15 protein-coding genes are annotated in these 19,386 nt (G+C 59.4%); 9 read left to right on the top strand and 6 right to left on the bottom strand.

Features of this window, described 5'->3' with window-relative positions; genetic code table 11:
* Positions 1-112: 112 nt before the first annotated feature.
* Together alsS and budA are read right to left on the bottom strand one after the other, a co-directional pair.
* Positions 113-1,783: an acetolactate synthase AlsS gene (alsS, locus tag ACY8FN_RS08580; protein WP_463099749.1), complete on the bottom strand. Its 1,671-nt coding sequence runs from the start codon at positions 1,781-1,783 to the stop codon at positions 113-115.
* An 18-nt stretch (positions 1,784-1,801) separates the two neighbouring features.
* Positions 1,802-2,596: an acetolactate decarboxylase gene (gene budA, locus ACY8FN_RS08575; RefSeq protein WP_098970148.1), complete on the bottom strand. Its 795-nt coding sequence runs from the start codon at positions 2,594-2,596 to the stop codon at positions 1,802-1,804.
* Positions 2,597-2,704: 108 nt separating this feature from the next.
* Between budA and ACY8FN_RS08570 the strand changes: the two genes are divergently transcribed.
* Positions 2,705-3,640: a LysR family transcriptional regulator gene (locus tag ACY8FN_RS08570; protein ID WP_303844596.1), complete on the top strand. Its 936-nt coding sequence runs from the start codon at positions 2,705-2,707 to the stop codon at positions 3,638-3,640.
* Between the two features lie 59 nt (positions 3,641-3,699).
* Here ACY8FN_RS08570 and tyrS read toward each other — a convergent pair whose 3' ends face one another.
* Positions 3,700-4,899 (bottom strand): tyrosine--tRNA ligase, encoded by a 1,200-nt coding sequence (gene tyrS / locus ACY8FN_RS08565; protein WP_463099748.1) that lies wholly within the window; start codon positions 4,897-4,899, stop codon positions 3,700-3,702.
* 110 nt (positions 4,900-5,009) lie between these two features.
* On the opposite strand from tyrS, the gene ACY8FN_RS08560 reads away from it, so the two are divergent.
* The 3 genes from ACY8FN_RS08560 (at position 5,010) to ACY8FN_RS08550 (ending at position 9,674) form a co-directional block, all read left to right on the top strand.
* Entirely contained in the window at positions 5,010-6,314 is a 1,305-nt protein-coding gene (locus ACY8FN_RS08560; RefSeq protein ID WP_068978779.1) for a peptidoglycan DD-metalloendopeptidase family protein, read from the top strand.
* Positions 6,315-6,416: 102 nt separating this feature from the next.
* Positions 6,417-7,535 (top strand): anhydro-N-acetylmuramic acid kinase, encoded by a 1,119-nt coding sequence (locus tag ACY8FN_RS08555; protein WP_463099747.1) that lies wholly within the window; start codon positions 6,417-6,419, stop codon positions 7,533-7,535.
* An 873-nt stretch (positions 7,536-8,408) separates the two neighbouring features.
* Positions 8,409-9,674 (top strand): RidA family protein, encoded by a 1,266-nt coding sequence (locus tag ACY8FN_RS08550; protein ID WP_463099746.1) that lies wholly within the window; start codon positions 8,409-8,411, stop codon positions 9,672-9,674.
* A 153-nt stretch (positions 9,675-9,827) separates the two neighbouring features.
* Here ACY8FN_RS08550 and ACY8FN_RS08545 read toward each other — a convergent pair whose 3' ends face one another.
* Together ACY8FN_RS08545 and tkt are read right to left on the bottom strand one after the other, a co-directional pair.
* Positions 9,828-10,634 (bottom strand): HEPN domain-containing protein, encoded by an 807-nt coding sequence (locus ACY8FN_RS08545; RefSeq protein WP_463099745.1) that lies wholly within the window; start codon positions 10,632-10,634, stop codon positions 9,828-9,830.
* Between the two features lie 82 nt (positions 10,635-10,716).
* The gene (gene tkt / locus ACY8FN_RS08540) at positions 10,717-12,708 is read right to left on the bottom strand and encodes a transketolase (protein ID WP_101318255.1); all 1,992 of its coding nucleotides are present in this window, start codon (positions 12,706-12,708) and stop codon (positions 10,717-10,719) included.
* Positions 12,709-13,057: 349 nt separating this feature from the next.
* Here tkt and metK point away from each other — a divergent pair, with 349 nt between their 5' ends.
* The 5 genes from metK to gshB all read left to right on the top strand — a co-directional run bounded on the left by metK (position 13,058) and on the right by gshB (position 17,543).
* Complete coding sequence (gene metK, locus ACY8FN_RS08535) at positions 13,058-14,209, top strand: methionine adenosyltransferase (protein WP_042020452.1); 1,152 nt, start codon at positions 13,058-13,060, stop codon at positions 14,207-14,209.
* Between the two features lie 69 nt (positions 14,210-14,278).
* Positions 14,279-14,824, top strand: coding sequence for a SprT family zinc-dependent metalloprotease (locus ACY8FN_RS08530; protein ID WP_463099744.1), 546 nt, complete (start codon positions 14,279-14,281; stop codon positions 14,822-14,824).
* Positions 14,825-14,894: 70 nt separating this feature from the next.
* A complete protein-coding gene (locus tag ACY8FN_RS08525) occupies positions 14,895-15,599 on the top strand; it encodes an endonuclease (RefSeq protein ID WP_463099743.1) in 705 nt (234 codons plus the stop codon).
* A 118-nt stretch (positions 15,600-15,717) separates the two neighbouring features.
* Entirely contained in the window at positions 15,718-16,449 is a 732-nt protein-coding gene (gene rsmE / locus ACY8FN_RS08520) for a 16S rRNA (uracil(1498)-N(3))-methyltransferase (protein WP_463099742.1), read from the top strand.
* 140 nt (positions 16,450-16,589) lie between these two features.
* Positions 16,590-17,543 (top strand): glutathione synthase, encoded by a 954-nt coding sequence (gene gshB, locus ACY8FN_RS08515; RefSeq protein WP_463099741.1) that lies wholly within the window; start codon positions 16,590-16,592, stop codon positions 17,541-17,543.
* A gap of 111 nt (positions 17,544-17,654) precedes the next feature.
* Here the strand turns inward: gshB and ACY8FN_RS08510 are convergent, their stop codons facing one another.
* A complete protein-coding gene (locus ACY8FN_RS08510) occupies positions 17,655-19,280 on the bottom strand; it encodes a methyl-accepting chemotaxis protein (protein ID WP_463099740.1) in 1,626 nt (541 codons plus the stop codon).
* Positions 19,281-19,386: the final 106 nt, after the last annotated feature.

Genomic DNA, 19,386 nt, shown 5'->3' with positions numbered 1-19,386 from the left:
AACCGGCATCACCTGATGCCGGTTTTTGCTATGTGGGCTGGCCTGTCTGCCTGCGTTTATCTATTCAGGCCAGCACTGATGCCACTACTGATGCCCGCACTTTTACCAGTGCTTATGCCAATACTTCTGGCCTGAGCTGGGCCATCAACCCCGGGTTGTCGGAGTAATCCACCGGGATCGCCACCACCGCTGGCCCCTCCACCGCCAGCGCGGCGCGCAGGGTGGCGCGTAGCTCGTCGGCCGAGCGCACCGCGAAACCGGCTGCCCCGAACGATTCGGCATAGCGTTTGAAGTCGATAGGGCCAAAGGAGACGCCGGAGGTGCGGCAATACTTCTGCTGCTCCTGCATCGCCACCATGTTGTAGCCGTTATCGACCCAGATGATGTGCACTATGTTGCTCTTGAGCCGCACCGCCGTCTCCAGCTCCATGCTCGACTGCATAAAGCTGCCATCCCCCGATACCGAGATCACCTTCTCACCCGGTCGCACCAGCGCCGCGCCGATGGCCCACGGCAGCGCCACCCCCATGGTCTGCTGACCGTTGGAGATCAGCACCTGACGGGCACGGAAGCTGTAGAGGTAGCGGGCAATCCAGATATGGAAGCTGCCCATGTCAACGCAGAGGGTCATGTCATCGCGCACCAGATCCTGCAGCTCGCGCACGATGCGCAGGGGGTGAACCGGATTGCCGTGCAGATCGTCGGCCCGCAACGCCAACCGCAGCCGCTGCTGGCGCACCCCTTGCAGCAGCCGATCCACCTCGGGGGGACGGATTTTCGGATTGCCCATGATGCGGGTCAGCTGCAACAGGTTGGCGCGGATCGACCCCACCAGCTCGGCGCTCGGGCAGTAGCTGCTGTCGATATCGGCGGGCAGCACGTCGATATGGAGGATGCGCCGCTCCCGATCGCCATTCCACAGCACGGGGTCGTACTCGATGGGGCTGTAGCCGATGCAGATCACCAGATCGGCCCCTGCCAGCAGCTGATCCCCCGGCTGGTTGTTGAACAGCCCCACCCGTCCGGCAAAGTCATCGAAGTGGCAACTGTCGACCACCCCGGCGGCCTGATAGGTGCCGGTCACCGGCAGCCGCGCCTTGTCGAGGAAGGTGCGCACCGCCTCGGCGGTCGAAGGCCGACTCGCCATCAGGCCGAGCAGCACCACCGGATTCTCGGCGCTGCGCAGCAGGGTCAATGCCTGCTCCATGTTCTGCTCATCGGCGCAGCCCGGCTCCGGCACCTCGTGGGGCACCAACACGCACCCTTGCACCGGTTTGTTGATGATGTCCATCGGCAGGCTGACGAACGCCGCCCCCGGCCGTCCCAGTTCGGCGGCGCGAAAGGCGTTGGCCATCACTTCCGAGATCGCCGCCCCGCTGTTGACCTGGGCGCTGAACTTGGTGACCGGACGGCAGAGGTTGACCGTATCCATGCTCTGGTGAGTGAGCTTGAGGCCGTCGGCGCGGCGCACCGCACCGCCCAGCGCCACCATGGGATCACCTTCCGAGGTGGCGGTCGCCAGCCCGGTGATCAGGTTGGAGCAGCCGGGACCCGAGGTGACCAGCGCCACCCCCGCCTTGCCGGTGAGACGCCCCACGGCGGCAGCCATAAAGGCGGCGTTCGCCTCGTGGCGCACCACTATGGTCGCGATGGGGGAGTCCTCCAGCGCATCGAACACCCGGTCAATCTTGGCACCCGGGATCCCGAACACCTGCTTGACTCCTTGCGCCTCCAGATGGCGCACCACCAGCTCGGCACCACAGTTCCACTGTCTGTTTTCCATGATATTGATCCTTGTATATCAACCTTCGGCGGCCTGAATGGCGCGATCGAGATCGGCAGGGTTGAGATCGGCCTGACGAAAAGCCGGATCCGCTGGCAGGGCCAGATTGAGGTGACGCACCACAGAGAGACGCAGGGTGCCGTGGGCCATGGTGTAGTCCAGCAGATGGCCGCCCCCCTGGCGATCGGCGGTGATCATATGCTCGTGAAAGCCCGCCACATTGACCCCCTGCACGAATGGCGGGCAGCGAAAGCCCACCAGGGTTCCCGCCACAGCGGCAAAGCGGAACAACGGTTGCTGTTCGATGGCTTCCAGCATCGGGCGATAGGGGGGCTCCTGACGCGGCACAGTGCGTACCTTGGCCGTTTCAAACTGGCCGTCGAGGCGCAGGGCGACGAAGACGTTGTCGGAGCCCACCAGCCGATCCACCCACTGGTGGATCTCGTCACGGCTCAGGGGATGGTCGAAGCGGCGCTCCAGACAGGGGCGAAAATGGGTCATCACCGCGAAGGGGGTCTTCTGATCGGCGCGGGCGGGCCGGGCCGAGCCATCGGAGCGCAACTGGTGGATCTGGCGCTCGAAGGCGATCAGCTCGCCATCGAGGTGGTTGAAGGTGCCGAGGCCAAAGTCGCCGTGGCGCAGCAGCTCGCTCATGGTGGTCTCCCCTTCGTAGACCCCCGCCAGCAGGGCGCTCATCAGGGAACTCTGGTAGATCTCGCCACCGTCATGCTGCCTGCGCCAGCGGGAAAACTGCTGGCTCACTTCGAGGGCACAGCTGCACCCGGCACTGTCAGATGTTGCAATATGTTCCATTCGGGTTTCACCTCCACCGTGAATCCTGTTAGCGTTCGGATCCAATGGTGACTTGGTTCACATTTCAACACCAATACGCTGACCCCATGACTTTGAGACTCAATCGATATGGAACTTCGTACGCTCCGCTACTTCATGGCCGTTGTTGAAAAGCAGAATTTCACCCGCGCAGCCGAATCACTCAACATGGCCCAGCCGCCGCTGAGCCAGCAGATCCGCAAACTGGAGGAGACCCTCGGCACCCCGCTGCTGCGCCGTTTGACCCGCAGTATCGAACTGACCGAGGCGGGCGAGAGCCTCTATCGGGATGCGGCGCAGATCCTGGCGCTGGCCGATGGGGCGAAACAGAAGGTAAAGCGGATTGCCCGGGGCGAGCAGGGGGCGCTGCGGATTGGCTTTGCCGGTTCAACCGTGCTCCACCCCGCGGTGCTGACCCTGCTGCACGACTACCGGGAGCGCTACCCCGAGGTGGCCCTCAGCCCGCAGGAGGACACAATGCCAGCACTGGTGGAGGCGCTGCGCAACGATCGGCTGGATGCCGCCATCTTGCGGCTGCCCTGCCGTGGCAGCGAGGGGTTTGCCCATCACCTTATCGATCAGGAGCCGCTGCTGATTGCGCTGCCGACCAACCACCCCAAGGCCAAACCGGGCCCCGTGCCACTAGCTTGCCTGAAGGACGAGAGTTTTATTCTGTTCCCCCACGCCATCGGGCCCGGGCTCTATGACGGCATAGTGGCCCTCTGCCGGGAGGCCGGATTCGAGCCGATACTGGGGCCCGAATGTCCGCTGGTGATCTCCACCGTCGCCATGGTGCAGGCGGGCTTTGGGGTGACCCTGGTGCCAAGCTCGGTGGCGGCGCTGCGCCCGCTCGGGGTCAGTTATCACCCCATTGCAGGCAACGGCATGATGACCAGCATCAGTCTGGCGACGCGGCAGCACCCCGGCAGCGCCGTCCTGCGGCACTTTATCGCCCAGATCCGTGCCCCCCAGATACGACAAGACCTCCCGAAGGAGGCCCTGTTAAACAAGCTTGAATCGACCTGATGGCCGACTTGCCTGATGATACTGCTTACCTGGCAGTACTGTTTACTTAACAGTACTGCTTATTTGACAGTAATCCGGGCAAACTTGCGCTTGCCAACCTGATAGACGGCGGTACCGGCACCGACCAGTGCCTTGCCATCTTCCAGCTTCTCGCCGTCAACCTTGACCGCGCCCTGCTTGATCATCCGCAGTGCTTCGGAGGTGGTGGCCACCAGATCGGCATCCTTGAGCAGGTTGGCAATGGCCAGACCGTCACCTTCCAGCGCCAACTCCACTTCCGGCATTTCGTCCGGCATGGCGTTCTTGGAGAAGCGCTGGGTGAAATCTTCGTGGGCCGCTTCGGCTGCCGCTGCGTCGTGGTAACGGGTGATGATCTCTTTAGCCAGCCAGATCTTCACATCGCGCGGGTTTAGAGTGCCAGCGGCGATACCTGCCTTGAACTCTTCGATTTCAGCCAGCGGGCGGAAGGAGAGCAGCTCGTAGTAGTTCCACATCAGCACGTCAGTGATAGACATGATCTTGCCGAACATCTCGCCCGGGGCATCGTGTACACCGATGTAGTTGGCAGCGGACTTGGACATCTTCTTGACGCCATCCAGACCCACCAGCAGCGGCATCATCAGCACGCACTGGGCGGCCATACCGGCATCTTTTTGCAGCTCGCGGCCCATCAGCAGGTTGAACTTCTGATCGGTACCGCCGAGCTCGACGTCCGCTTTCAGCGCAACCGAGTCATAGCCTTGCAGCAGCGGATAGAGGAATTCGTGAATCGCGATGGATTGGCCGCCGGTGTAGCGCTTTTTGAAATCATCGCGCTCCATCATGCGGGCCACGGTCTGCTTGGCCGCCAGCTTGATCATGCCGGTCGCGCCCAGCTCGCCCAGCCAGCTGGAGTTGTACTCGATACGGGTCTTGGCGGGATCGAGGATCTTGAACGCCTGCTCGGCATAGGTGAGGGCGTTGTGCTTGATCGCCTCTTCGGAGAGCGGCGGACGGGTGCTGTTCTTGCCGGAGGGATCACCCACCATGGCAGTGAAATCGCCGATCAGCAGGATGATCTCGTGACCCAGATCCTGGAAGGTCTTCAGCTTGTTGAGGATCACCGTATGACCCAGGTGAATGTCGGGGGCGGTCGGGTCCATGCCCAACTTGATGCGCAGCGGGCGCCCTTCCTTCAACTTGGCAACAAGTTCTTCTTCAACCAGAATTTCTTCCGCTCCGCGCTTGATCTCGGCTAGCGCCACCTCGAGCTGGGACATTTTTTGACTCTCCAATCACGATTCCACAGGGCCAAACATATTACTGGAATGGCGGGCCAATTGGAAAGGCTGTAAAATCCGTCCATTCTGCCCGATTTCGTCAGCCTCTCATGATCATTTGGAACGCCTTCAACGCTCTTCCCACCTGGCACCGTAAAATGGTGCTGATTTTAAGCATCATGGTGATGATGCTGGCTGCCTGGCCAAGCGAACGGGCGGTCGCCACCCGGGTTGATGACAACAGCGGGGAGCTTGCCGCCGAGTCGCAACCGGATGACGCTGACCTGTTGGCACAAACGACCACCCCGCCCAAGCCGCACTACATCACCAAACAGGTGAAGGTGCGCCGTGGCGACAACATGGGGGTGATCTTCCAGCGCATTGGCCTGAGCACCACGGATCTGCACCTGATTGACCAGCTCGATGGCAGCGATCCCCTGCGGATGCTGCAGCCGGGGCAGGAGCTCACCTTCAAACTCACCGAGCACGGCGATCTCCAGAGCCTCTATTACCCCCACAGTCTGGAGCAGGCGCTCAAGGTCAGCCGCAAGGCTGATACGTTTCTCGCCCGCAACCTCAAGATTGCCCTCGACACCCGCGAACAGGTAAGCAAGGGGGAGATCCGCTCCAGCTTCTGGGGCGCCGCGGTGGAGGCGGGGATGACCGAAGATCAGATCATGGACTTGGCCGCCATCTTCGGCTGGGACATCGACTTTGCCCAGGATCTGCAGCCGGGAGACAGCTTCCGGGTGGTCTACGAAGACAAGTTCCGCGACGACGAACGGGTCGCCTCCGGCGATATTCTGGCTGCCGAGTTCGTCAACGACGGCGCTATCTATCGCGCCGTACTCAACAGAGATGGCAACTACTACACCCCGGAAGGCAAGGCTATGCGCAAGAGCTTCCTGCGGGCGCCGGTCAACTTCAAATACATCAGCTCCAACTTCAACCCGCGCCGCCTCCATCCGGTGACTGGCAAGATCCGCCCCCACAACGGCATCGACTATGTGGCGCCGGTAGGCACCCCCATCATGGCGGCGGGCTCAGGCAGCGTGGTGGCCGCCGGTTACAACCAGTTCAACGGCAACTATGTCTTTATCAAGCATGCCGGCAACTATGTGACCAAGTACCTGCACCTCACCAAACGCACCGTTAACAAGGGGCAGCGGGTGAAGCAGGGGCAGACCATCGGCACCCTGGGTGGCACCGGTCGCGTCACCGGCCCGCACCTGCACTATGAATTTGTGGTGGGCGGCATTCACAAGAACCCGCGCACCCTCACCCTGCCGCAGGCCGAAACCCTGAGCGGGCGTGAGCTGGCCAACTTCAAAAAGCTGGCGATGCCGCAACTGGCCAAGCTCGACAACCCCGAGCTGCAACTGGCCCAGAACAAGCGGGATAGTCGTGGCAGATAGTTGCGACAGATAGTCGCGGCAACCAGACGGGCGGGGTAAAAACCTCACCCGCTAACCTCTTTCCACGCCCCTTTCTCGGCAACCTTTCATTGAGGAGCAACCATGACTGAACGCTATATCGGATTGATGTCGGGCACCAGCATGGACGGGATCGACGCCGTGCTGGTGATGATCGACGGGGATGAACTGCGGGTCGAAGCGGCCATCAGCCACCCCTGGCCCACCGCCCGCGAGCTGCACGAGCTCTGCACCCCGAGCGACAACGAAATCGATCGCATGGGGGTGGCCGATAATCTGGTGGCCCGCGAATTTGCCACCGCCACCCACGCGCTGCTGGCCAAGGCCGGGCTGACCCCCAAGGATATTCGCGCCATCGGCAGCCACGGCCAGACCATCCGCCACCGCCCGCAGCTTGGGTTTACCCTGCAGATCGGCAACGCCGCCCTGCTGGCCGCCCTGACCGGCATCGACGTTATCGCCGATTTTCGCACCATGGACATGGCCCTCGGCGGTCAGGGGGCGCCGCTGGTGCCTGCCTTCCATCAGGCGCTGTTTGCCAAACCCGGCGCGCTGCGGGTGGTACTGAACCTCGGCGGCATCGCCAATATCTCGGTACTGCCGGGCAACGCGGGCGGAGTGTATGGCTTCGATACCGGCCCCGCCAACACCCTGCTCGATGGCTGGTATCGCCGCCATCAGCCCCACGGTGGCAGCTATGACGCCGGGGGAAAATGGGCCGCCAGCGGTCAACTTATCCCGCCGCTGCTCGCCAAGCTGCTCGCTCATCCCTACTTCGCCGCCCCCGCCCCCAAGAGCACAGGGCGGGAGATGTTCACCCTCGCCTGGCTCGATGGCGAGCTGGCAGGCAGTGGCTACGCCCCCGTGGATGTGCAGCGCACCCTGCAGGCGCTCACCTGCCACAGCATCGCCCGCCAACTGCCAGACCGGCCCGAAGCGGTCGGTGCCAGCCAACCGAAAGCCGAGCTGTTTGTCTGTGGCGGCGGCGCCCATAACGCACCGCTGCTGAAGGAGCTGGCCAGCCTGCTGCCCGGCTGGCGCATCGCCAGCACCGCCGAGCTGGGCCTTGCCCCCGACTGGGTGGAGGGAGCCGCATTTGCCTGGCTGGCAATGTGCTTTATCCATCGCAAGCCGGGCAACCTGCCCGCCGTCACCGGCGCCAGCCGCCCGGCCGTTCTGGGTGCACTCTATCCCGCGGGATAAAACCTCTCCGGCTTGGCAGCCGCCGCACTTACATCCCTCCTCACTACCTTACTCGCAGCCTTACTCACTGCCTTAATAGCAGCCCCTGATCGGGGGCTGCTATTTGTGCCGCTAACCCGGTCAGCCCACACCAGACTGGCTTGCACCATCGACTTCGCAGCACGGCGTCAACAGCGGCCATGTCACCGAATTTGCAGCCTGATCCCATTAGTCGAGCATCGGCCCATATTGTGCCACTGCAATATCTGCGCATATTTCACCATCTATATGGCGAGACAAATATGACCCCCATCAGCGGATAAGCTGCCATTATTTCAATATTGTCAGCAACCGCTCATGCAAATATTTGCATTATATTCCAGCCACATCTTTAGCTGTTGCAACATGAATGGCAGCTAGCATATTTTCATGCGGCAAGATAGATGACTAAAAAAACATAAAGTACATATCTATGCACAATAAAATCGTTTGGTGGCAGCGTGAAGCATAGCGTTAACCCTTTATTCACAGCCCTGCTCTGCCGTGGCCTGCGCCCCAACCCCTGCCCTGACAGGGCTGCCGGTCGGTGCAGGGCCATTGGCGGGCGAATGGGCGACTATTCAGGGTGAATTGAATAGCAATAACATTAAATTTGCGAGCATTGAGCCATCTCATAGAAATGAAATCACTGGTTTGCAACCCCTGATGGCCACTCATAGAATCGCAACGTCTGAAATATTCACCCTGTCACCTCCTCTCTTATCCCATTCAGCTATTGAGTGGATCACAAATAATAACCGGGGATGCCGCCGCAGGCAAAATGGCCATGGCGTACAACCAGATGGGGTAAACCTGTATCTGAATTAACAACAAATATTAAAAAGAGGCATATCTATGAGTGGCACCATCATCAAGTCGGCAAGAAATACCACCAATGCGCCCCAGGATCTGGGCCCCTGCACCCAAACGGTGGCCTTCTCTCATTACAACAATATCTCCGCCCAGCTGCCGGTGGATCCGGCCACCGGCAAGCTGGTGAGTGGCGATGTCACCGCGCAAGCCAGACAGTGCCTGAGCAACCTCAAGGCGATCATCGAGAGCATCGGCCACGTGATGGACGATATGGTCAAAGCGACCATCTTCCTCAAAGAGATGGCGGATCTGGAGGCGGTCAACGCCGTCTATCGCGAATTCTTCCCGGGCTATCTGCCGACTCGCACCACCCTCGCCGTCGCCGCCCTGCCGCTGGGTGCGCTGGTGCAGATCGATGCCATCATCTCCAATGGTGAAGGCACCTTCCCGCAAGCCCCCTGCGCGCTGGTGAAGCTCGCCCGCAATAGCGACAAGGCGCCGCACAACGCGCTCTCGACCCATACCGTGGCCTTCTCCCACTACAACAATATCGGCGCGCAACTGCCGGTCGAAGCCACCTCGGGCCAGCTGGTCGCCGATGGTATCAAGGAGCAGGCGGGTCAGTGCCTGCGCAATATCAAAACGGTGCTGGAGAGCATCGACGTGCCGTTTGACGATATCGTCAAAGTGAATATCTACCTGACCAGCCTCGCCGATCTGGAGGCCGTCAACGAGGTCTACACCACCTTCTTCCCCGATTCCGCCATTGCCCGTGCCGTGGCCTATCTGCCCGCCCGCTCGGTGGTCAGTGCCGCCGCCCTGCCCATGGGTGCCCGGGTGCAGATGGATGCGGTGATCTCCCACGGTGACGGCACTCCGCCGCAACTAGTGGAAGACCGCCACAATCTGGTGATCGCTGCCCGCAATACCGACAAGGCACCGCGCAGCCCGCTCCATTGCCAGACTGTCGCCTTCTCCCACTACAACCATCTGACCGCCCAGCTGCCGATCGACCCCGCCACCGGCAAGATCCTGACAGGCTGCATCAAAGAGCAGACCGCCCAGTGCCTGAGTAATATCAAAGCCATCGTCGAGAGCATCGGTCATGTGATGGACGATATCGTCAAGGTCAATATCCAGCTCGGCAATATCGCCGATCTGGATGCGGTCAACGCCGTCTACACCAAATACTTCCCGGGCTATCTGCCCGCCCGCACCGTATTTGGGGTAAGCGAACTGCCCGCCGGTGCCCTGGTGCAAATTGATGCGGTGATGTCCAATGCGGAAAGTACTCCGCCACAGGCGTAAGATTTGTTTTAAATAATAAAAAGAGACCGGCTGATAGCCGGTCTCTTTTTAGGTAACACGAATGGACATTATTTTTATGGCATCATCTTAAAGAACGCGAACGTCCGATTACGCCTCGCTAATCGAACCTACGAGCTAACTCAATCACAAACATTAATTTCTTCGATAACTTTCAGAAATAAAGAAATATCGTAGCAGATGCTGATCTAGCTCTAAAGAAATGCCTCTTAACAGCTTGCTCATCTCTGTCACCTGTTTTATTGACAGTTCAACTGTCTCACCATGTGCAATTTTATTTCTAATCTCACGGGTGTTATGGTACGAGTCAACAACATCATCAGAAATAACCATATGTAAACCATCTTTCAGAATTGATGGAATATCGGCTGATTTCATATTAGAGAGTTTTTGAATTAACATCTGAGCACCATAACTACCAAACATGTCACTAGGAAAACGATATTTTATATCCTCTAACTCCTTTGTCGCTTCTAAATACCGTTGATGATTTTCGACTCTATTTGGGATTCTAATTTTTTTTCTAGTTTCTTCAACCTCATCATTTATTGCGTTTTGATAGCCCCTAGCTTTTGCTTTTTGAATAAATTCATCCCTTCCTCCATGAAAGGTTAGCATTTCGTTGATAACATCAAAAACGTAAGCTTCAAAGAAGCTAAAATTACTAATTAATATGTACTTAGATAATTTCGTTTTATAACCTGAACTAATTGACTTTAACTGCTCTTTATTTCTCTCTCTTTGGCCAGCATCAGCAATACCTCTTGCGCCATAATAATCTGGAGCTGTTAATTCATCAATTATTCCTTTTTCAAAAAGTCTGATATTTCTTTTCAGCGTTGGCACGGCATGGCAAATTAATATAGAAAACTCAAACGTTTCCTGTGTCTGCGCCTTCCAACGAGCAAAGGCTTCCGTATGTCGATTAAGTCTTTTATTCATGCGCCTTATTTCCCATCTTTAAAAAATAAAAAAGCGCCTCCCAAGGGAGGCGCTTTTCAGTTCAAAACCAAGCAATCAGCTATTACAGGGATTCAGCGGTCGCAACCACGTTTTCCACGGTAAAGCCGAATTCCTTGAACAGCAGTTCGGCCGGTGCAGACTCACCGAAGGTGGTCATACCGATGATCTTGCCGCCGAAACCGACGTACTTGTACCAGTAGTCAGCGATGCCTGCTTCGATGGCCACACGCTTGGTGACGGACATCGGCAGCACGGATGCTTTGTACTCGGCAGACTGGGCGTCGAACACGTCGGTCGCTGGCATGGAGACCACGCGCACGGCACGGCCCTTGGCAGTCAGCTGCTCATAGGCGGCAACGGCCAGTTCCACTTCGGAACCGGTGGCGATCAGGATCAGCTCAGGGGTACCGGCGCAATCCTTCAGCACGTAGCCACCCTTGGCGGTGTCGGCCAGCTGCTGGGCAGTACGGTCCATCTGGGCCAGGTTCTGGCGGGAGAAGATCAGCGAAGTCGGGCCGTCGGTACGCTCGATGGCGTGCTTCCAGGCAATCGCAGATTCAACCTGGTCACACGGACGCCAGGTGCTCATGTTCGGGGTCAGACGCAGGGAAGCGATCTGCTCAACCGGCTGGTGAGTCGGGCCATCTTCACCCAGACCGATGGAGTCGTGGGTATAAACGAAGATGGAACGCTGCTTCATCAGGGCGGCCATGCGCAGGGCGTTACGGGCGTACTCCATAAACATCAGGAAGGTGGCGCCGTAGGGAATGAAACCACCGTGCAGAGCGATACCGTTCATGATGGCGGACATGCCGAACTCGCGCACGCCGTAATGGATGTAGTTGCCTGCCGCGCTTTCCGGGGTCAGAGACTTGGAACCGGACCACATGGTCAGGTTGGACGGAGCCAGGTCGGCAGAACCGCCCATGAACTCCGGCAGCAGCTTGCCGAACGCTTCCAGCGCGTTTTGAGACGCTTTACGGGTGGCGATCTTGGCCGGGTTGGCTTGCAGGGTTTCGATGATCTTGGCAGATTCGGCAGCCCAGTTAGCTGGCAGCTCGCCTGTGGTACGGCGCTTGAATTCAGCAGCCAGGGTCGGGTGAGCAGCAGCATAGGCAGCGAACTTGGCATCCCAGTCGGCTTCCAGCGCAGCGCCTTTCTCCTGACCGTTCCACTCGGCAGCGATATCAGCCGGGATAACGAACGGGGCGTGGTCCCACTTCAGGAACGCGCGGGCAGCGGCGATCTCGTCGTTGCCCAGCGGTGAGCCGTGGCAATCGTGAGAACCGGACTTGTTCGGTGAACCGTAACCGATGATGGTGCGGCAGCAGATCAGGGTCGGCTTGCCGGTCTCGGCCTTGGCGGCTTCGATGGCGGCATTGAGCGCTTCCGGGCTGTGACCGTCAACAGCAGGGATAACGTGCCAGCCGTAGGCTTCAAAACGCTTGGGAGTGTCGTCGGTGAACCAGCCTTCAACGTGACCGTCGATGGAGATACCGTTGTCATCCCAGAATGCAATCAGCTTGCCCAGTTGCAGGGTACCTGCCAGGGAGCACGCTTCGTGGGAGATACCTTCCATCAGGCAGCCGTCGCCCATAAAGGCGTAGGTGAAGTGGTCAACGATGTCGTGACCCGGCTGGTTGAACTGCTCAGCCATGGCCTTCTCGGCGATCGCCATACCCACGGCATTGGTGATGCCCTGACCCAGCGGGCCAGTGGTGGTCTCGATGCCCGGCGCATAACCGTACTCCGGGTGACCCGGGGTGCGAGAGTGCAGTTGGCGGAAGTTTTTCAGATCGTCGATGGAGAGGTCATAACCGGAGAGATGCAGCAGGGAGTACAGCAGCATGGAGCCGTGACCGTTAGACAGGATGAAACGGTCGCGGTCGGCCCACTTGGGGTTGTTCGGGTTATGCTTGAGGTGGCTACGCCACAACACTTCGGCGATATCCGCCATTCCCATGGGGGCGCCCGGGTGACCGGAGTTGGCTTTTTGAACGGCATCCATACTCAATGCGCGAATGGCATTGGCAAGCTCTTTACGAGAAGGCATCTGTATCTCCTGCGATTGCTTCATTTGATGGCCAAGATTAAGGCGCGTTATTGTCCCAGCAGGGGGCGCGGCGTGCAAATACTATCTGGACGAATAAAGTGGCTTTGGGAGGACAATCGCTTTTCTTGGGCCCTGCAGGCCAAAGAGAACAATGGCAAACGTTTGATTTCCATCCCCTTGGGGATAGAAAGGAGCCATTGGCAACCCAGTCGCGGCCGCACGACAAAATAGTGCTGGCAATCGGGTGGGGCGCTAATTAAAATAGACGTCCAGATGTAGATACCTCTACACCATCCTATTCACCCGGTTATTGCTGTGGCGATAACCCAGACAAGCTGAGACTCCCATCATGGCAAAGCTGTTTACTTCCGAGTCGGTCTCCGAAGGCCACCCAGACAAGATTGCGGACCAGATCTCCGATGCGGTACTGGACGCCATCCTCAAGCAAGATACCAAGGCCCGCGTTGCCTGTGAGACCCTGGTCAAGACCGGCATGGTCATGGTGGCCGGTGAAGTAACCACCTCTGCCTGGGTTGATATCGAAGAGATCGTGCGTGATACCGTACGTGAAATCGGCTACACCCACTCCGACATGGGCTTCGACGCTGACTCTTGCGCCGTGCTGAACGCCATCGGCAAGCAGTCCCCCGACATCAACCAGGGTGTTGACCGTCGCGATCCGCTGGAGCAGGGCGCCGGTGACCAGGGCCTGATGTTCGGCTACGCCACCAACGAAACCGACGTGCTGATGCCCGCCCCCATCACCTACTCTCACCTGCTGGTGAAGCGTCAGGCTGAAGTGCGCAAGAACGGCACCCTGCCGTGGCTGCGTCCGGATGCCAAGAGCCAGCTGACCTTCGCCTACGATGACGCCGGCAAGATCATTGGTGTCGATGCCGTGGTACTGTCTACCCAGCACGCCGAGTCCATCAGCCACAAAGATCTGGTTGAAGCGGTACGCGAAGAGATCATCAAGCCGGTGCTGCCGGCAGAGTGGGTCACCAAAGACACCAAATACTTCATCAACCCGACCGGCCGTTTCGTTATCGGCGGCCCAATGGGTGATTGCGGTCTGACCGGTCGCAAGATCATCGTCGACACCTACGGCGGCATGGCACGTCACGGTGGTGGTGCCTTCTCCGGTAAGGATCCGTCCAAGGTTGACCGCTCCGCTGCCTACGCTGCCCGCTACGTTGCCAAGAACATCGTTGCTGCCGGTCTGGCCGATCGTTGTGAAATTCAGATCTCCTACGCCATCGGCGTGGCCGAGCCGACCTCCATCAGCGTCGAAACCTTCGGTACTGCCAAGGTCGCCGAGGATCTGCTGGTCAAGCTGGTGCGCGAGCACTTCGAACTGCGTCCGTATGGCCTGATCGAGATGCTGGATCTGAAGCGCCCGATCTACCAGGCTACCGCTGCCTACGGTCACTTCGGTCGCGAAGAGTTCCCGTGGGAGCAGACCGACAAGGCCGAGCTGCTGCGCTCCGCTGCTGGCTTGTAACAGTCGCCAGTTGTGATAAAAGGGGAGCCTGGCTCCCCTTTTGCTTGTCCGTTACCCGCCGAGATGTTGATGAACGCCACTCCTGCCCAACTTGTATCCCAACTGCAACAACGCGTAGAAGCCTGTTTCGTGCAGGCCGAGGCGCGCCTTGACCGCACCTTTGCCCGCCCGCGGATCTACTGCAATATGCGGGGCCGGGCAGCGGGATCGGCACGGCTGCAAACCTGGGAGCTGCGCTTCAACCCGGCCCTCTATCAGGCCAATCAACAGGCATTTCTGGCTGAGGTGGTGCCCCACGAAGTGGCCCATCTGCTGGTTCATGCCCTTTGGGGTGAACATAGCGGTGAAGGGCGCGGCAAGGCACGGGTACTGCCTCACGGCACCCAGTGGCAATCGGTGATGCGGGAGGTGTTCGACCTTGAGCCCAGAACCACCCACAGCTTCGATCTGGCGGTACTGGCGCAGCGCACCGTACCCTATCGCTGTCACTGCCAGCAGCATCAACTGTCGATCCGCCGCCACAACAAGGTGGTGCGCGGTGAGGCCCGCTATCACTGCCGCCGCTGCAAGCAGCCGCTGGCACGGGAACAGCCGGAGCCAGCCGTCACCCGATAAGCCAACTTGTGTCGCGCCCCGCGCCAGGGGCGGTTCATTTCATCCACCTATTTTCTTGCCAAGGATCTTCATGTTTCACCCCCTGCTATCGTTCGCCCTGACCCTGTTGGCCGGTTTGCCGCTGCTCAGCGCCCCCCTCCAAGCCCAGACCTTTCGCTCCGCCAAACAGGATCTGGTCAAGCTCTATCAAACCCAACCCGCGGTCACCACCTTCTACTGCGGCTGCAACATCAACTATCAGGGCAAGAAGATGAGCCCGGATCTGGCCAGTTGCGGCTATGAGCCACGCAAACAGCCCCAGCGCGCCGCCCGCATCGAGTGGGAGCATATAGTCCCCGCCTGGGAGTTCGGCCACCAGTTGCAGTGCTGGCAGGATGGCGGTCGTAAAAACTGCGGCAAGAGCGACGAATTCAACCAGATGGAGGGGGACATGCACAATCTGGTGCCCGCCATCGGTGAAGTGAACGGCGATCGGGCCAACTTCCGTTTTTCTGACTGGAACGGCAAACCGGATCAGTACGGCCAGTGCCAGATGCTGGTGGATTTCAAGGATCGTCGGGTACAGCCGCCCAAGGGGCCGGTGCGGGGCCAGATCGCCCGCGCCTACCTCTATATGAGCCAGCAGTATGGGCTGCGTCTGGCAGCGCAACAGCGTAAACTGTTTGAAGCTTGGGACAGGCAGTACCCGGCAGAGGGCTGGGAGTGCGAGCGCAACCGCCGCATCGGCAAGCTGCAGGGCAATACCAATCTCTTTATTGAAAAGCAGTGCCAATAACCCCATTTGACCAAGGAGGGGGATCGCCCCCTCTCATCATGAAGCCCTTCACCCTCTGCCGCGTGAGCCTTGCAGTAAGATATTGAAGGGTTTCCAAGCAAGAGACTGACACTTAGCCATGCGCATTCCACGTATCTATGAAGCGGCCGCCATGCAGGCTGGCCAGACCATCGCCCTGTCAGAAGACGGCGCCAACCATATCGGCCGGGTACTGCGCATGCAGCCGGGCCAGCAGCTCGAGCTGTTCAATGGCGATGGCAATCAATATCCTGCCACCATCGCCAGCGTCGGCAAAAAATCGGTGGAAGTGACCATCGACCGCTGCGACGCCCAATCGGTGGAGTCCCCCTTCGCCATCCATCTGGGTCAGGTGATCAGCCGTGGCGACAAGATGGATTTCACCATCCAGAAATCGGTGGAGCTGGGTGTCACCTGCATCACCCCGCTCTTCTCCGAGCGTTGCGGCGTCAAGCTGCCGGCCGATCGGCTGGAGAAGAAGCGCGAACAGTGGCAGAAAGTGGTGATCAGCGCCTGCGAACAGTGCGGCCGCAACGTGGTGCCCATCGTTCGCATGCCGATGGAGCTGGACGCCTGGCTGGCGGAAGAGACCAAAGAGCTCAAGATCAACCTGCACCCGCGCGCCGAGTACAGCATCAACACCCTGCCCGTTCCCGAGCACGGGGTACGGCTGCTGATTGGCCCGGAAGGGGGATTGTCGAGCGACGAGATCGCCCGTACCGTGCAGGAAGATTTCAAAGAGATGCTGCTGGGGCCGCGGGTGCTGCGCACCGAAACCGCCGCCCTGACCGCCATTACCGCGCTGCAGTGCCGCTTTGGCGATCTCGCTTAATACCTGCGGGCAGCGCCATACCTGCGCGGGCAGTGTCGATAAGCCGCGTGGCGGTATCGAATGATGGCAGCCTCAGACGGCCGATTACGCTTCGCTAATCGCCCCTACAACCCAATCGAGCCATTAAGAAGGATATTCGGATGACCATTAAACTCGGCATCGTGATGGACCCCATCTCGGCCATCAACATCAAGAAAGATTCCAGCTTTGCCATGCTCGAAGAGGCGCAAAAGCGCGGCTATGAGCTGTTCTATCTGGAGATGTCTGATCTCTATATGGAAGCCGGTCGCGCCTTTGGCACCATGCGCCCGCTGACCGTCCAATATGACTATGCCGACTGGTACAGCCTGGGCGAGGTGGTGGATCAGCCGCTCTCCAACCTCGATGTGATCCTGATGCGCAAGGATCCGCCGTTCGACACCGAATTTATCTACGCCACCTACATGCTGGAGCGGGCCGAGGATGAGGGTTGCCTTATCGTCAACAAGCCGCAGAGCCTGCGCGATGCCAACGAGAAGCTCTACACCGCCTGGTTTGCCGAGCACACCCCAACCACGCTGGTGACCCGCCGCGCCGACAAGCTGCGCGCCTTCCACGCCCAGCACAAGGATGTGATCCTCAAACCGCTGGACGGCATGGGCGGCGCCTCCATCTTCCGCATGAAGGAAGATGACGCCAACGTCGGCGTGATTATCGAGACCCTGACTGAACATGGCAGCCAGTACTGCATGGCCCAGACCTATCTGCCCGCCATCAAGGATGGCGACAAGCGGGTGCTGGTGGTGGACGGTGAACCGGTTCCCTACTGCCTGGCGCGGATTCCGGCGCAAGGGGAAACCCGTGGCAATCTGGCGGCCGGTGGCCGTGGTGAGGCGCGCCCCTTGAGCGACGCCGACTGGGCCATCGCCCGTGCGGTCGGCCCTGCCCTGAAAGCGAAGGGCCTGATCTTCGTCGGCCTCGATATCATTGGCGATCGGCTGACCGAGATTAACGTCACCAGCCCGACCTGTATCCGCGAGATTGAAGCGGCTTTCGACGTGCACATCACCGGCATGCTGATGGATGCCATCGAGCGTCGACTGGCGAAAGCCTGAGCCAGCAACGGCTAAATCGGCACTATCGTTATCTATACAATCGTTAATGAACAGAGGCGGCCCATGGCCGCCTCTGTTGTTTCGTGCAGTGTGCGTGGTTGTGACCGCTATCTAACAGCGGAACTGCCCCACCTTCTGCTTGAGATCGCTCGATAGCTGCTCCAGCTCGTGGCAACTCTGGTTCAGTTCGGAGGCCGCTGCGGTCGATTCGGTGGCAATCTGGGCGATATTGACCACGTTGCGACTGATCTCCTCTGCCACCTTGCTCTGCTCCTCTGCGGCGGTGGCGATATGAGTGTTCAGCTCATTGATCACCTCCACCGAGCTGACAATCTCGCCAAGGGCCTTGCCGCAGGCGAGCACGGTGCGGTTGGACTCCTCCACCTGATCCAGCCCGCGCACCATGCTGCTGGCCGCATCATTGGCCCCCTGCTGCAACTTGATGATGGTCTTGCCAATCTCCTCGGTCGAGCGCTGGGTACGCTGGGAGAGGGTGCGCACCTCATCGGCCACCACTGCAAACCCGCGCCCCTGATCCCCTGCCCGCGCCGCCTCTATCGCCGCATTGAGCGCCAGCAGGTTGGTCTGCTCGGCGATGCCGCGAATGGCATCCATCACGCTGCTGATATCGCGGCTGTCGTCGGCCAGCTGGGTGATCATCGCCGCCGTGTCCTGAATATGGGACGACAATGCCGACATCCGGGCGATGGCATCCTCCACCACCAGATGACCATGGCGGGCACTTTCGTCGGCGACACGGGCCGCATCTGCCGCGCCTGAGGAGCTGTTGGCCACCTCGGCCACAGTGGCACTCATCTGGTTCATGGCGGTGGCGGTCTGATCGGTCTCCCCCTGTTGCTGGGCAAAGCGTTGACGACTCTCGACTCCGATATGGGCAAGGTGGGCGGACTCCTTGGCAAGGTGCTCCGCCATCTCGTTGATCTGGTTAATCAAACTGCGAAAGTGGCTGATCACCTGATTAAGCGATTGAGCCAGCGCCCCCATCTCATCCTTGCGCAATACCGGCGCCTGTTGGCTCAGATCGAGATCCTGCTGCATCCCGCGCAACACCTGCCCCATGGCTGCCAACGGCTGGCTGACGCTGCGTCCCGTCCATATGCCGAAAAAGAGCACGCAGCCACCGCCGACCAGAAACAGCAGCAGGAATAGCTGAAACAGCCGCTCTTTGAGCTGAGTGAGCTCGATCATGCTCTGCTCTGCAGCGGTCAGCTGATACTGCACCAGGGCGCTGACCCCATCGCTGAGGGGGTCGATGGCACCATAGAGCGGCATGATCTGCGCGCCGAGGTGAGCGCTAACTTGCTCCGGCCCGCCATCAAGCACCTTGACCACGGCAGCAATCTGCTGATCGGCCGCCGCAAAAAGCGCCTGGACCTTGTCAGCTTCCAGCTTCTCCCCCTGATCCATCTCCATGTTGCGGTAGTGCTGCCAACTATCTGCCACGTCACGCTGGGCCTGAGTGATGGCCGCCTTTGCCTTATCCGGGGTAAAGCCCCCCACATTGGCCTTGTTGGTCGCATCGATCACGTTGACGGCGTAGAGATCGGCAATCTGTTTGAGCTCCTTGAGTTGCACCACCTCCCCCTGATACATGGCGTTCATGCCTGCCATCAACTGGGACATCGCCTGGGTTGCGCCCACCAGCATCGCCAGCAGAGCCAACAAGGGCACCACACAACCCAGGATCAACTTCTGTCTGATTGAAATACCTTCCATGTTTTTCTCTCCCGCACCGTTTGATAAGTGGACAAGACTTCCCCGATAAAAAGCGGTTTTGCCCAAAGTGATGAACTGCCATAATTGCCCTATTCACTTGCCAACG

The sequence above is a fragment of the Aeromonas sp. 160P genome, assembly GCF_055193095.1.
The sequence above is the reverse complement of the archived record's forward strand: the minus strand, read 5'-3'. Positions and strand labels throughout refer to the sequence as shown.

Coding starts and splice junctions, on each gene's coding strand:
- ACY8FN_RS08555 (WP_463099747.1), top strand. CDS start 6,417: ATGACTGAACGCTATATCGGATTGATGTCGGGCACCAGCATGGACGGG.
- tkt (WP_101318255.1), bottom strand. CDS start 12,708: ATGCCTTCTCGTAAAGAGCTTGCCAATGCCATTCGCGCATTGAGTATG.
- ACY8FN_RS08545 (WP_463099745.1), bottom strand. CDS start 10,634: ATGAATAAAAGACTTAATCGACATACGGAAGCCTTTGCTCGTTGGAAG.
- alsS (WP_463099749.1), bottom strand. CDS start 1,783: ATGGAAAACAGACAGTGGAACTGTGGTGCCGAGCTGGTGGTGCGCCAT.
- ACY8FN_RS08550 (WP_463099746.1), top strand. CDS start 8,409: ATGAGTGGCACCATCATCAAGTCGGCAAGAAATACCACCAATGCGCCC.
- ACY8FN_RS08525 (WP_463099743.1), top strand. CDS start 14,895: ATGTTTCACCCCCTGCTATCGTTCGCCCTGACCCTGTTGGCCGGTTTG.
- budA (WP_098970148.1), bottom strand. CDS start 2,596: ATGGAACATATTGCAACATCTGACAGTGCCGGGTGCAGCTGTGCCCTC.
- gshB (WP_463099741.1), top strand. CDS start 16,590: ATGACCATTAAACTCGGCATCGTGATGGACCCCATCTCGGCCATCAAC.
- ACY8FN_RS08570 (WP_303844596.1), top strand. CDS start 2,705: ATGGAACTTCGTACGCTCCGCTACTTCATGGCCGTTGTTGAAAAGCAG.
- ACY8FN_RS08560 (WP_068978779.1), top strand. CDS start 5,010: ATGATCATTTGGAACGCCTTCAACGCTCTTCCCACCTGGCACCGTAAA.
- rsmE (WP_463099742.1), top strand. CDS start 15,718: ATGCGCATTCCACGTATCTATGAAGCGGCCGCCATGCAGGCTGGCCAG.
- ACY8FN_RS08530 (WP_463099744.1), top strand. CDS start 14,279: ATGAACGCCACTCCTGCCCAACTTGTATCCCAACTGCAACAACGCGTA.
- tyrS (WP_463099748.1), bottom strand. CDS start 4,899: ATGTCCCAGCTCGAGGTGGCGCTAGCCGAGATCAAGCGCGGAGCGGAA.
- metK (WP_042020452.1), top strand. CDS start 13,058: ATGGCAAAGCTGTTTACTTCCGAGTCGGTCTCCGAAGGCCACCCAGAC.
- ACY8FN_RS08510 (WP_463099740.1), bottom strand. CDS start 19,280: ATGGAAGGTATTTCAATCAGACAGAAGTTGATCCTGGGTTGTGTGGTG.